The sequence below is a fragment of the Streptomyces sp. NPDC048269 genome, from assembly GCF_040652395.1.
In the GTDB taxonomy this organism is placed as follows: Bacteria; Actinomycetota; Actinomycetes; order Streptomycetales; family Streptomycetaceae; genus Streptomyces.
On record NZ_JBEZLW010000010.1, the window covers coordinates 170,106 to 182,690 of the forward strand.

At 70.4% G+C, this 12,585-nt stretch carries 11 protein-coding genes; 8 read left to right on the forward strand and 3 right to left on the reverse strand.

Translation table 11 applies throughout. The annotated features are described in order from the left end of the window. Positions 1-130: 130 nt before the first annotated feature. The 8 genes from AB0D48_RS14560 to AB0D48_RS14595 all read left to right on the forward strand — a co-directional run bounded on the left by AB0D48_RS14560 (position 131) and on the right by AB0D48_RS14595 (position 10,604). Positions 131-1,300: a sensor domain-containing protein gene (locus tag AB0D48_RS14560; protein ID WP_362395323.1), complete on the forward strand. Its 1,170-nt coding sequence runs from the start codon at positions 131-133 to the stop codon at positions 1,298-1,300. A gap of 389 nt (positions 1,301-1,689) precedes the next feature. Continuing rightward, positions 1,690-2,988: a sensor domain-containing protein gene (locus AB0D48_RS14565; protein ID WP_362395326.1), complete on the forward strand. Its 1,299-nt coding sequence runs from the start codon at positions 1,690-1,692 to the stop codon at positions 2,986-2,988. A 176-nt stretch (positions 2,989-3,164) separates the two neighbouring features. Further along, positions 3,165-3,824, forward strand: coding sequence for a response regulator transcription factor (locus tag AB0D48_RS14570; protein ID WP_362395484.1), 660 nt, complete (start codon positions 3,165-3,167; stop codon positions 3,822-3,824). Positions 3,825-3,969: 145 nt separating this feature from the next. Then, complete coding sequence (locus AB0D48_RS14575; protein ID WP_362395329.1) at positions 3,970-5,913, forward strand: 2-oxoacid:acceptor oxidoreductase subunit alpha; 1,944 nt, start codon at positions 3,970-3,972, stop codon at positions 5,911-5,913. Beyond that, positions 5,906-6,973, forward strand: a complete 1,068-nt coding sequence (locus tag AB0D48_RS14580) for a 2-oxoacid:ferredoxin oxidoreductase subunit beta (protein WP_362395332.1) — start codon at positions 5,906-5,908, stop codon at positions 6,971-6,973. The genes AB0D48_RS14575 and AB0D48_RS14580 overlap by 8 nt, the downstream gene beginning before the upstream one ends. A gap of 184 nt (positions 6,974-7,157) precedes the next feature. Continuing rightward, the gene (locus AB0D48_RS14585; RefSeq protein ID WP_362395335.1) at positions 7,158-8,012 is read left to right on the forward strand and encodes an NmrA family NAD(P)-binding protein; all 855 of its coding nucleotides are present in this window, start codon (positions 7,158-7,160) and stop codon (positions 8,010-8,012) included. 114 nt (positions 8,013-8,126) lie between these two features. After that, complete coding sequence (rarD, locus tag AB0D48_RS14590) at positions 8,127-9,071, forward strand: EamA family transporter RarD (protein WP_362395338.1); 945 nt, start codon at positions 8,127-8,129, stop codon at positions 9,069-9,071. A gap of 213 nt (positions 9,072-9,284) precedes the next feature. After that, positions 9,285-10,604 carry a M28 family metallopeptidase gene (locus AB0D48_RS14595; protein ID WP_362395341.1) on the forward strand — a complete coding sequence of 440 codons (1,320 nt, stop codon included), beginning with the start codon at positions 9,285-9,287 and terminating at the stop codon, positions 10,602-10,604. Here the strand turns inward: AB0D48_RS14595 and AB0D48_RS14600 are convergent. The 3 genes from AB0D48_RS14600 to AB0D48_RS14610 all read right to left on the reverse strand — a co-directional run bounded on the left by AB0D48_RS14600 (position 10,594) and on the right by AB0D48_RS14610 (position 12,504). Continuing rightward, positions 10,594-10,998 (reverse strand): hypothetical protein, encoded by a 405-nt coding sequence (locus AB0D48_RS14600; protein WP_362395344.1) that lies wholly within the window; start codon positions 10,996-10,998, stop codon positions 10,594-10,596. The two genes, AB0D48_RS14595 and AB0D48_RS14600, sit on opposite strands and share 11 nt — an antisense overlap. Further along, positions 10,995-11,198, reverse strand: coding sequence for a hypothetical protein (locus tag AB0D48_RS14605; RefSeq protein ID WP_362395347.1), 204 nt, complete (start codon positions 11,196-11,198; stop codon positions 10,995-10,997). Before AB0D48_RS14605 ends, AB0D48_RS14600 begins: the two co-directional genes overlap by 4 nt. 97 nt (positions 11,199-11,295) lie before the next feature. Beyond that, positions 11,296-12,504: a DUF2092 domain-containing protein gene (locus tag AB0D48_RS14610; RefSeq protein ID WP_362395350.1), complete on the reverse strand. Its 1,209-nt coding sequence runs from the start codon at positions 12,502-12,504 to the stop codon at positions 11,296-11,298. Positions 12,505-12,585 lie beyond the last annotated feature (81 nt).

Here is a 12,585-nt window from a genome sequence, read left to right on the forward strand (position 1 = left end):
CGGTCACTGTCGACGATCTGTTACACGCGGGAGTCTAGGGCCTGCCCCACACGGGGTGGGGTTATCCCCCGTTCACAGCACCCCGGCCACCCCATGGCATCAGCGGACGGCGCTTGGCAGGCTGTGCCGCATGACCATGAGCCAGGGCATCCCCGACAACGACCGGCCTCCGCCCGTCCGCGCCGTCTTCAGCGCCGTGACGTGTAAGGAGATCGCCTATCTTGTGAGCAATTTGCCGCTGGCGATCGTCGGATTCGTTTACGCAGTTGTCATGGTTACGGGCACGGGCGTGCTGTCCGTGACCGCGGTCGGACTTCCGCTGCTCGCATGTGGTCTCTATCTGTCTCGGCAATTGGGACGCGTGGACCGGGCGAGGGCCCGGGCGCTGTTGGGCGTACGGGTGGACGAGCCGACGCCGATTCCCGGCCCGCGGCGGGCCGGGGGGTTCTTCCCCTGGCTGTGGACGAGCATCAAGGACCCGGTCGGCTGGCGGACGGTGCTGTACCAGCTGGTCCGGCTCCCGTGGGGGCTGCTCACCTTCACGGTAGCGCTGAGCGGGCTGTTCGTGCTGTGGCCGGTGCTGCCGTACGTGGTGCGGATGCTGGCGAACGCGGACCGCGCGATGGTGCGGGGGCTGCTGTCGCCGTCCGACGGCCTGGAGCGGCGGATCGCGGAGCTGGAGTCCGACCGGGGCGTGGTCGTGGACACCGCGGCGGCCGACCTGCGGCGCATCGAGCGGGATCTGCACGACGGGGCGCAGGCACGGCTGGTGGCCCTCGCGATGGGGCTGGGTCTGGCGAAGGAGAAGCTGCTGGAGGACCCGGAGGGTGCGGCGGCGATGGTCGACGAGGCCCACGGGGAGGTGAAGCTGGCGCTCCAGGAGCTACGGGACCTCGCGCGCGGGATCCATCCGGCGGTGCTGACCGACCGGGGCCTGGACGCGGCGCTGTCGTCGGTGGCGGCGCGGTGCGTGGTGCCGGTGAAGGTGGCGGTGGACCTGCCGGCGCGGCCGGCGGAGGCGATCGAGGGCATCGCGTACTTCGTGGTGTCGGAGCTGCTGCAGAACGTGAGCAAGCACGCGCGGGCGCGGAGCGCGAGCGTGGAGGTGTGGCGGGCGGGGCCGCGGCTGCTGATCCGGGTGTCGGACGACGGGCGGGGCGGGGCCGACGTCTCCGGCGGGAGCGGGCTGGCGGGGCTGGCCGAGCGGCTGGGGGCCGTGGACGGGATCTTCGTCGTTGACTCTCCGCAGGGGGAGGGGACGGTGGTGACGGCGGAGCTGCCGTGGCGCGACCGCGCGTAGCCGGGCCCTTCGGCTCGCGCGTAACCGGGCCCTTCGCTCGCGCGTAACCGGCCCTTCGGCTCGCGCGTAACCGGCCCTTCGGCTCGCGATCGGGACTCCCGTCCGGAGAGGGCGGGGGTCCCGTCGCGTGTCCGGGTGCGGCGCCGTTTCCTGGGGCTCCGCCCCAGACCCCGCGCCTCAAACGCCGGCGGGGCTGATTTGGCTGCGGCGCCGTCCCGGGGGCGCTGCCCCCGGGACCCCGTGCCTCAAGCGCCGGCGGGGCTGAAGTCGCCGAGCCCGGGGGTGGGGTTAACCCCCCTCCCGACAGGCCGACTCGCCGCATGGTTCCCGTGGAGCCGGGCCGACAGGGTGGAGGGGTATCGGGAAGACGGGAAGGGCAGGTCGGGATCATGGGCAACGGGACGGGCACGGGCGGGGGGATCGCGGCGTTGCGGGCTCCCGTCGAGCGGCGGACCTGGCGCGAGTTCGGGTATCTGCTGACCGGGCTGCCGCTGAGCATCCTGTACTTCTCGCTCGCCGTGACCGGCCTGAGCCTCGGCGCCGGGCTGCTCGTCACCTTCCTCGGGGTCCCGGTGCTCGCCGGACTGCTCGCCGTGTGCCGCGGGTTCGGCCGTCTGGAGCGGGGCCGGGTGCGCGCCCTGCTCGGGACCGGCATCGCCGATCCGGCTCCGATCCGGGCGAAGAAGAGCGGCCCCCTCTCCGCGATGGGGGCGCTGCTGGGGAGCGGGAGCGCCTGGCGGCACGTGCTGTACTCCGTGATCCACTTCCCGTGGGCGGTGTTCAGCTTCTGCGTGGCACTGGTGTTCTGGGCGTACGGATGGGCCTTCCTGCTGTACCCGGTCTGGTTCTGGGTCTTCCCCGCCTACACCGACCAGCCCGGACTGCAGCTCTTCCAGAACGACGACTACTCCTTCTTCCTGGACTCCCCCGCGGAGATCGCCCTCGCCTGCCTGTCCGGGCTGGCTTTCACCCTCGCCACCCCGTGGGTGATCCGGGCCCTGACCACCGTCGACCGGGTCATGGTCGGCGGGCTGCTCGGGCCGTCCCGGCTGGACAGCCGCGTGAGCGAGCTGGAGTCCGACCGGGGCGTGGTCGTGGACACCGCCGCCGCCGACCTGCGGCGCATCGAGCGCGATCTGCACGACGGGGCGCAGGCACGGCTGGTGGCCCTCGCGATGGATCTGGGGCTGGCCAAGGAGAAGGCCACGGAGGACCCGCGGGCCGCCGCCCGCATGGTGGACGAGGCCCACGGAGAGGTGAAGATCGCCCTCCAGGAGCTCCGTGACCTGGCCCGGGGCATCCACCCGGCGGTACTGACCGACCGGGGCCTGGACGCCGCGCTGTCCTCGGTGGCCTCGCGGTGCGCCGTTCCGGTACGGGTGACCGTGGATCTCCCTGCACGGCCCGCGGCGTCGATCGAGGGGATCGCGTACTTCACGGTCTCGGAGCTGCTGCAGAACATCAGCAAGCACGCGCGGGCACGGGTCGCGAGCGTGGAGGTGTGGAGGTCGGGGGAGCGGCTGCTGATCCAGGTCGCCGACGACGGCCGGGGCGGGGCGGGCGCCGGGGCCGGGACGGGACTGGCGGGGCTGGCCGAGCGGCTGGACGCCGTGGAGGGGGTGCTGGTCGTCGACTCCCCCGTCGGGGTGGGAACCACGGTCACCGCCGAGCTGCCCTGGCGCCCGTAGACGCTCCTCACCGCCTTCCGGGATGCCTCGACACCCCTCGTGTTCGAAAACTCGCCCCGTACGCCCACTCCTTGGTCCGGCCCTGCCTTGATCCGGCCTTGAGGCTGGGATGCTTGGCTGTGCCAGGGAGTGCGGGAACGAGTGGACGCGGGAGCTGCTGAATCGTGAACGACAGGGTGCGGGTGGTCATCGCCGAGGACTCGGTGCTGCTGCGTGAGGGCCTGACCCGGCTGCTGACCGACCGGGGGCATGACGTCGTGGCCGGCGTCGGGGACGCGGAAGCCCTGATCAAGACGGTGGCGGAGCTGGCTGCGGAGGACACGCTGCCGGACGTGGTGGTGGCAGACGTACGGATGCCGCCGACGCACACCGACGAAGGCGTACGGGCCGCCGTACGGCTACGGCGCGACCACCCCGGGATAGGGGTGCTCGTGCTGTCGCAGTACGTGGAGGAGCAGTACGCCACCGAGCTGCTGGCCGGTTCCAGCACCGGGGTGGGGTACCTGCTCAAGGACCGGGTGGCGGAGGTGCGGGAGTTCCTGGACGCGGTGGTGCGGGTGGCCCGGGGTGGTACCGCCCTGGACCCCGAGGTCGTCGCCCAGCTGCTCGGCCGCAGCCGCAAGCAGGACGTGCTGGCGGGCCTGACGCCGCGCGAGCGCGAGGTGCTCGGCCTGATGGCCGAAGGCCGTACCAATTCCGCCGTGGCGAAACAGCTGGTCGTGAGCGACGGAGCGGTGGAGAAGCACGTCAGCAACATCTTCATGAAGCTGGGCCTGTCGCCGAGTGACGGGGATCACCGGCGTGTACTGGCCGTTCTCACCTACCTGAAATCTTGATCGACTGACACTCTGTCAGATATGGCATACCGGTCGGGCCGTCTCGATGGGCGGTCCAACGGTCCAGAATGTGGCCGCCCCCGGAGCGCCGACCGTCGTAGGGTTGGTTCTGGGGGTGCCCACGCCTCGAAGGAGGTCCAGTTCAGTGACCAGCCAGGTCAGTAGCCCGGCCGAGCAGGCCGACGGGGCTGGGGGTGCCGTTGTCGGTGGACAACGCACCCCGGCGGGTCCGGGCGGCAAGGAAGTCCGGCGTCTCGATCGTGTGATCATCAGATTCGCGGGTGACTCCGGTGACGGTATGCAGCTCACCGGTGACCGGTTCACCTCGGAGACGGCGACGTTCGGCAACGATCTGTCCACGCTCCCGAACTTCCCCGCCGAGATCCGCGCCCCTGCCGGAACCCTGCCGGGCGTGTCGTCCTTCCAGCTGCATTTCGCGGACCATGACATCCTCACGCCCGGTGACGCCCCGAACGTGCTGGTCGCGATGAACCCCGCCGCCCTGAAGGCGAACATCGGCGACGTGCCGCGCGGCGCGGAGATCATCATCAATACCGATGAGTTCACCAAGCGCCCCATGGCCAAGGTCGGCTACCACACCTCTCCCCTGGAGGACGGCTCCCTCGCCGCCTACAACCTCCACCCCGTGCCGCTGACCACCCTCACGGTCGAGGCGCTGAAGGATTTCGGGCTGCCCCGCAAGGAGGCCGAGCGCAGCAAGAACATGTTCGCGCTGGGCCTGCTGAGCTGGATGTACCACCGGCCGACGGAGGGTACGGAGAACTTCCTGCGGCAGAAGTTCGCGAAGAAGCCGCAGATCGCGGAGGCGAACGTGGCCGCCTTCCGGGCGGGCTGGAACTTCGGGGAGACGACGGAGGACTTCGCGGTCTCCTACGAGGTCGCCCCGGCGAGCCAGGCCTTCCCGACCGGCACCTACCGCAACATCTCCGGGAACCTGGCCCTGTCGTACGGGCTGGTCGCAGCCGCCCAGCAGGCCGATCTGCCGCTCTACCTGGGCTCGTACCCGATCACCCCGGCCTCGGACATCCTGCACGAGCTGTCGAAGCACAAGAACTTCGGCGTGCGGACCTTCCAGGCCGAGGACGAGATCGCCGGCATCGGAGCCGCCCTCGGAGCCGCCTTCGGCGGGGCCCTGGGCGTGACCACCACCTCCGGCCCCGGTGTGGCGCTGAAGTCCGAGACGATCGGCCTGGCCGTCTCCCTGGAGCTGCCGCTGCTGATCGTGGACATCCAGCGCGGCGGGCCCTCCACCGGGCTGCCCACCAAGACCGAGCAGGCCGACCTGCTGCAGGCGATGTACGGGCGCAACGGTGAGGCCCCCGTCCCCGTCGTCGCGCCGCGCACCCCCGCGGACTGCTTCGACGCGGCCCTGGACGCGGCCCGGATCGCGCTCACCTACCGGACCCCGGTCTTCCTGCTCTCCGACGGCTACCTGGCCAACGGGTCCGAGCCCTGGAGGATCCCCGACGTCGCCGACCTGCCCGACCTCAAGGTCAAGTTCGCCACCGGCCCCAACCACGCCCTCGCCGACGGCACCGAGGTGTTCTGGCCCTACAAGCGCGACCCGGAGACCCTGACCCGCCCGTGGGCGGTCCCCGGCACCCCCGGCCTCGAACACCGCATCGGCGGGATCGAGAAGCAGGACGGCACCGGCAACATCTCCTACGACCCCGCAAACCACGACCTCATGGTCCGCACCCGACAGGCCAAGATCGACGGCATCCAGGTCCCCGACGTCGACGTCGACGACCCGGACGGCGCGCGCACCCTGGTCATCGGCTGGGGTTCCACGTACGGCCCCATCACCGCCGCTGTACGCCGGCTGCGCTCGGCCGGCCACCCCATCGCGCAGGCCCATCTGCGCCACCTGAACCCCTTCCCGGGGAATCTCGGCGAGGTTCTGGGGCGTTACGAGAAGGTAGTGGTGCCGGAGATGAACCTCGGGCAGCTCGCCACCCTGGTCCGGGCGAAATACCTGGTCGACGCCCAGTCGTACAACCAGGTCAACGGAATGCCGTTCAAGGCGGAGCAGCTCGCGAAGGTCCTCGAGGAGGCCATCAATGACTGAGGTGACCGACGCCCCCGATCTGCTCTCGCTGGTGCCGAAGGCCGAGGCCGTGCAGTCGGCGAAGGACTTCAAGTCGGACCAGGAGGTCCGCTGGTGCCCCGGCTGCGGCGACTACGCCGTCCTCGCCGCCGTCCAGGGCTTCATGCCCGAGCTCGGCCTCGCGAAGGAGAACATCGTCTTCGTCTCGGGCATCGGCTGTTCCTCCCGCTTCCCGTACTACATGAACACCTACGGGATGCACTCGATCCACGGCCGCGCCCCGGCCATCGCCACCGGGCTGGCCACCTCCCGCCGCGACCTCTCCGTCTGGGTCGTCACGGGTGACGGGGACGCGCTCTCCATCGGCGGAAACCACCTCATCCACGCCCTTCGGCGGAACGTCAACCTCAAGATCCTGCTGTTCAACAACCGGATCTACGGTCTGACCAAGGGGCAGTACTCCCCCACCTCCGAGGTCGGCAAGATCACCAAGTCCACCCCGATGGGTTCGCTGGACGCGCCCTTCAACCCGGTGTCCCTGGCCATCGGCGCGGAAGCCTCGTTCGTGGCGCGGACGGTGGACTCCGACCGCAAGCACCTCACCGAGGTGCTCCGCGCGGCCGCCGACCACCAGGGCACGGCGCTGGTGGAGATCTACCAGAACTGCAACATCTTCAACGACGGAGCCTTCGAGGTCCTGAAGGACAAGGACCAGGCGCAGGATGCCGTGATCCGGCTGGAGCACGGGCAGCCGATCCGCTTCGGCACCGACGGGAACAAGGGCGTCGTCCGGGATCCCGCCACCGGCGACCTCCAGGTCGTCGCGGTCACCCCGGACAACGAGTCGCGGATCCTGGTCCACGACGCGCACGGCACCAGCCCGACCTCGGCTTTCGCGCTGTCCCGCCTCGCCGACCCCGACACCCTCCACCACACGCCCATCGGTGTCTTCCGCGACGTCGAACGGCCCGTCTACGACACGCTCATGTCCGAGCAGCTCGACACGGCCATCGACCGCAACGGCAAGGGCGACCTCGCGACCCTGCTGAGCGGCAACGACACCTGGACGGTCGTCGGCTGACCCGCGCGAAGGCCGCCCGTCCGGCGGAGCGAAGCCCGGACCTCCCAGGAGGTCCGGGCTTCGGCATGTCTGCGCGGTCGCCGTCCTCACGGATCAGGACACTTTCTAAAAGTTAGCGCTTACCGTAGGGTGGCATTACCGCACAGCGCCACTGCGCCATCGCGCCACCGAATGGGGAGCAATCATGAGCATCGTCGTCACCGGAGCCACCGGAGCCCTCGGCCGTCTCGTCGTCGAGGAGCTGCTGTCCCGCGTCGACGCCGACCGCGTCGCCGTCGTGGTCCGCGACAGCAAGAAGGCCGCCGACCTCGCCGAGCGCGGGGTCGACGTACGCGTGGCCGACTACGACGACCCGGCCGCCCTGGCCGCCGCCTTCCGGGCCGGTGACCGGGTCCTGCTGATCTCCGGCAACGAGATCGGCCGCCGCGTCGCGCAGCACACCGCCGTACTGGTGGCCGCGCAGGCCGCGGGCGTGGCGCAGCTCGCCTACACCGGCGTCCTCGGCGGCCCCGAGGCCGACTTCGACCTGGCCGCCGAGCACCGGGCCACCGAGCAGGCCATCCTCGACTCCGGGATCCCGTACACCTTCCTGCGCAACGGCTGGTACCACGAGAACTACACCCGGGACCTGGCCACCCACCTGGAGCACGGCGCGGTCGTCGCCAGCGCGGGCGAGGGCCGGGTCGCCTCGGCGGCGCGGGCCGACTACGCCGCCGCCGCGGCCGTCGCGCTCACCGGCGAGGGTCACCTGAACCGGGTTTACGAGCTCTCCGGCGACACCGCGTGGAGCCTGGCCGAGTACACGGCCGAGCTGTCGGCGCAGACCGGCAAGGAGATCGCGTACGCGCAGGTGCCGGCGACCGAGCACCTGTCGATCCTGACCGGCGCCGGAGTCCCCGGGGGCTTCGCGGCGATCATGGTCGACGTGGACGCGGCGATCGCGCGCGGCCGGCTGGCGGGGACCAGCGGGGACCTGGCGCGCCTGATCGGCCGGCCGACGACCCCGGTAGCCGATGCGATCGCCGCCGCGCTGGCCTGACTCCGCCGCGCAAGCCCCCACGAGTGTCATGAGCATCTCCTGCAAACGGGCATGACATCCGGCCCCAGCGGCGATACCGTCGTCAGGTTGGCTTGAAGTCGTACAGGAGGCCCCGTGAAGGCAGAGAACGAACAGCGCACGGGTTTGCTCTACGGATTCGGCGCATACGGGATGTGGGGGCTGGTCCCCCTCTTCTGGCCGCTTCTCAAGCCTTCCGGGGCCGTCGAGATCCTCGCCCACCGCATGGTGTGGTCCCTGGCCGTGGTCGGGATCGCCCTGCTCGCGCTGCGCCGCTGGGGCTGGGTACGGGAGCTGCTGCGCCAGCCCCGCAAGCTCGGCCTGACCACGCTGGCCGCCTCGGTGATCAGCGTGAACTGGGGCCTGTACATCTGGGCCGTCAACAACGGTCAGGTCGTCGAGGCCAGCCTCGGCTACTTCATCAATCCCCTGGTCAGCATCGCGATCGGCGTGCTGGTGCTGGGTGAGCGGCTGCGCCGCGCGCAGTGGGCGGCCGTCGGCATCAGCTTCGTCGCCGTGCTGGTGCTCGCCATCGGCTACGGGCGGCCGCCGTGGATCTCGCTGATCCTGGCCTTCTCCTTCGCGACCTACGGGCTGATCAAGAAGAAGCTCAACATGGGCGGCCTGGAGTCCTTGACCGCCGAGACGGCCGTACTGTTCCTCCCCGCCCTCGGCTACCTGCTGTGGCTAAGCGCGCAGGGCCAGTCCAGCTTCGCCTCGCACGGCGTCGGCCACTCGCTCCTGCTGGCCGCCACGGGGCTGGTCACCGCGATCCCGCTGGTGTTCTTCGGGGCGGCGGCGATCCGGGTCCCGCTGTCCACCCTCGGGCTCCTCCAGTACATGGCCCCGGTCTTCCAGTTCGGGCTCGGCGTCCTCTACTTCCACGAGGCGATGCCGCCCGAGCGCTGGGCCGGATTCTCCCTGGTGTGGGCCGCGCTGGCCGTCCTGACCTGGGACGCGCTGCGGACGTCGCGGCGTTCCCGGGCGGCGCTCGCGATGGCGTCGGCGGCCGCCGTGGCACCGGCGCACGAGCCCGCGTAGGACTCCGCAACAGCGCACGCGCGAACCCCACGATCCCCGGTACGGAACCTCCGTACCGGGGATCGTCCGTTTTCCGAACTCGCCTGACCGAATTGTGGTCTTGACGGACAGTCACACTCTCACTGAACATCAGGCTCGCACAGACGCACTACCGCTCACCTGCTCTATATCGCCAGTTCCGTCAAATCCCCGCGGAATCCCCGGAGCCCCCACATGAGCCTGTCCGTCTCCCGGCGCCTTGCCGCCGTGACCGCTGTCGCGGTCGCCGGCCTGTTCGCCGCCACCACTCCCGCCGCGCTCGCCGCTCCCACAGCGGCCGCCGCGGCGCCGACACCCCCCGACATCCCGCTGGCCAACGTCAAGGCCCACCTGTCGCAGCTCTCCACCATCGCCGCGAACAACGGCGGCAACCGCGCGCACGGCAGGACCGGCTACAAGGCCTCGATCGACTACGTGAAGGCCAAGCTCGACGCGGCGGGCTTCACCACCACCCTGCAGACCTTCACCTCCAGCGGCGCCACGGGCTACAACCTGATCGCCGACTGGCCGGGCGGCGACCCGAACTCGGTCCTGATGTCCGGCTCGCACCTGGACTCGGTGTCCGCGGGCGCCGGCATCAACGACAACGGCTCCGGTTCCGCGGCGGTCCTGGAGACCGCGCTCGCCGTCTCCCGAGCGGGCCTGCAGCCGACGAAGCACCTGCGCTTCGGCTGGTGGGGCGCGGAGGAGCTGGGCCTGGTCGGCTCGAAGTACTACGTCAACAACCTGCCGGCCGCCGAGAAGGCGAAAATCTCCGGCTACCTGAACTTCGACATGATCGGCTCCCCGAACCCGGGTTACTTCGTCTACGACGACGACCCGACCATCGAGCAGACCTTCAAGAACTACTACGCCGGCCTCGGCGTCCCGACCGAGATCGAGACCGAGGGCGACGGCCGCTCCGACCACGCCCCCTTCAAGAACGCGGGCATCGCGGTCGGCGGCCTGTTCTCCGGCGCCGACTACACCAAGACGGCGGCCCAGGCGCAGAAGTGGGGCGGCACCTCCGGTCAGGCCTTCGACCGCTGCTACCACTCCTCGTGCGACTCCCTGGCGAACATCAACGACACCGCCCTGGACCGCAACTCCGACGCGATCGCCTACGCGATCTGGAACCTCGGGGCGGCCACCCCCGTCCCGCCGGGCCAGTCCTTCGAGAACACGGCGGACGTGTCCATCCCGGACTCCCCCGCCGCCGCGGTGACCTCGCCGATCACGGCCTCCGGCGTCACGGGCAACGCGCCCGCCACCACCAAGGTCGACGTGAACATCGTCCACACCTACCGCGGTGACCTGGTGATCGACCTGCTCGCGCCCGACGGCACGGCGTACCGGCTGAAGAACTCCTCCAGCTCGGACTCGGCCGACAACGTCATCGCCTCGTACACGGTCAACGCGTCGAGCGAGGTGGCCAACGGGGTCTGGAAGCTCCAGGTCAAGGACGTGGCCGGGCAGGACGTCGGCTACATCAACAGCTGGAAGATCACTTTCTGAGTGTCGCGTCGGGCTGCGGGTCCTGGATACGGGCCCGCAGCTCCTCGGCGACCACCGAGATGTCCGCGCGGCCCAGCTTCGCCGCCTCCACCAGATCGCCGAGCTCCTCCGGCGAGGGCAGCTGCTTGGCCCCCGCCACGCGCAGGTACGAGCGGGTCGCGGCGGCCGCGTAGAACTCGTTCATCGGCGATTCCAGCGCCGGGCACACGGCGAGGGTGTGCAGAAACGCGGCGGCCCGCCACGCGGTGTCCGGGGCGGGCTGTTCGGGCACCAGTACGAGGTCGTTCTGGTGCCGGGCGACCGCGGCGGCCACCCCGGAGGGGTCCCAGACGGCGGGATCGGACGGGAGATGGTGGGCCAGAGCGGTCCAGGCCCACTCCATGGTGATCTTCAATTGCCGAACCGCTCCTGGAAGTAGCCCCAGTGGTCGGCGAACTCCTCTATGCCGGAGAGGAAGTTCTTCCGGTCGTCGTCGAGTTCGCGTTCCGTCACCTCGGTGATCAGCGCGGTGACCGTCGTCCCCAGCGCCGCCGCGCGCGCCTTCAGGCGTTCATGGAACTCTTCGTTCAGGCGGATGGTGACGTGTCTCGACATGCACACCACCGTACAGCGGGGCTGCTGTACGCAGGAGGGGAACGGCGGAAGGGTGGCCCGGGACACAGGTCCCGGGCCACCCTTCCGCCGTCGGCCGCTACTTCGCGGCGTTCGCCGTCTTCACGAGCTGGTCCTTGGTGACCGCGCCGACGTAGACCTTGCCGTCGTCCGTGATCAGGGCGTTGACCACGCGGGTGGAGAAGATCCGGCCCTCGCCGAACTTGCCGGTGACCTTGTCCCCGAGGGAGTCCATGAACTGCTTGGCCTCCTTGGGCGCGTTCTTGTCCTTCCCGGACTTCTCCAGGTCCGTGAGGCCCTTGCCGGCCCCGGTGTCGATCTGCGCGACGGTGGTCCAGCCCTCGCCGAGGACCTTCACGTCGCCCTTGCCGTTCGCACCGCCGGTCAGGGCCTCCATGCCCGGGAAGGACTCCAGGGCCTTCCAGTGCTTGTCCTCCCGGTCCTTGCCCTTGCCCGCCCCGTCCGCGCCCTCCGTCACCTTGGCGCCCTTGGGCGCGGTGAAGGCGAAGGTGTCGGCGGACGGCTTGGCGAAGTCCACCTTGGTGAAGCCGGCGTCCACGATCGGCTTGCCGCCCTGGGAGGAGAGCAGCTGCACGCGCAGCGGCACGCCGTTCTTGGCGTCGACGGCGATCTGGATCGCACCGACCGTGGATCCGGCCTGCTTGGGCTTGAGCACCAGCTGGTAGGCGTCCCGCCCGGCCACCTGCGCCGTGTCGCCGACGCCGATGTCCGTGGTGGGGCCGGCGGCCTTCAGGACGTCCTGGGCCAGCTGCTGCGGCGAGGCGGCGAGCTGGTCACCCGCCTTCTCGTGGCCGGCGGCGTCGCCCGCGTTCTTCTCGTGGAAGACCTCGTTCGACTTGGAGTCGTAGCCCCACACGTCGTTGCCGTTGTGGATGAGGCTGTACTCGTCCTTGCCGTCCAGGAAGGTCAGCTTCTGGCGGTCCGGGCCGTCGGCCGCGACGCGGAAGGTGTGCGTCCCGTTCGCCAGCTGCGCGACCTTGTCCTCCGGAGCGGCGGAGCCTCCCGCGACGCCACCGCCGCCGAGCAGACCGCTCGCGATCTTCGGCAGGCCCAGGTCGGTGGAGATCCGGGCGGTGCCGGACAGCTCCTGTACGTCCGAGGCGGCGATCTTCTCGATGAGCTGCTGCGCCGTCACCTTCGGCAGGTCGGGTCCGCCGGCGTTGGCGAAGGCCGGGACCATCGCGACGGTCGCCGCGGCCACACCTGCCACCGCGACCGGTACGGCGTACCGGGCGACCTTGCGAGAAGTCTTCGTGTTCGCTGCCATTTTGAATGCCTGCCCTCTGTCTCGACGGCGGCGACCCCCGTGGCGCCGCACTCACCCGATCTGGTGGGGTTGATGACTCCA

Coding starts and splice junctions, on each gene's coding strand:
- AB0D48_RS14595 (WP_362395341.1), top strand. CDS start 9,285: ATGAGCCTGTCCGTCTCCCGGCGCCTTGCCGCCGTGACCGCTGTCGCG.
- AB0D48_RS14580 (WP_362395332.1), top strand. CDS start 5,906: ATGACTGAGGTGACCGACGCCCCCGATCTGCTCTCGCTGGTGCCGAAG.
- AB0D48_RS14605 (WP_362395347.1), bottom strand. CDS start 11,198: ATGTCGAGACACGTCACCATCCGCCTGAACGAAGAGTTCCATGAACGC.
- AB0D48_RS14565 (WP_362395326.1), top strand. CDS start 1,690: ATGGGCAACGGGACGGGCACGGGCGGGGGGATCGCGGCGTTGCGGGCT.
- AB0D48_RS14610 (WP_362395350.1), bottom strand. CDS start 12,504: ATGGCAGCGAACACGAAGACTTCTCGCAAGGTCGCCCGGTACGCCGTA.
- AB0D48_RS14585 (WP_362395335.1), top strand. CDS start 7,158: ATGAGCATCGTCGTCACCGGAGCCACCGGAGCCCTCGGCCGTCTCGTC.
- AB0D48_RS14560 (WP_362395323.1), top strand. CDS start 131: ATGACCATGAGCCAGGGCATCCCCGACAACGACCGGCCTCCGCCCGTC.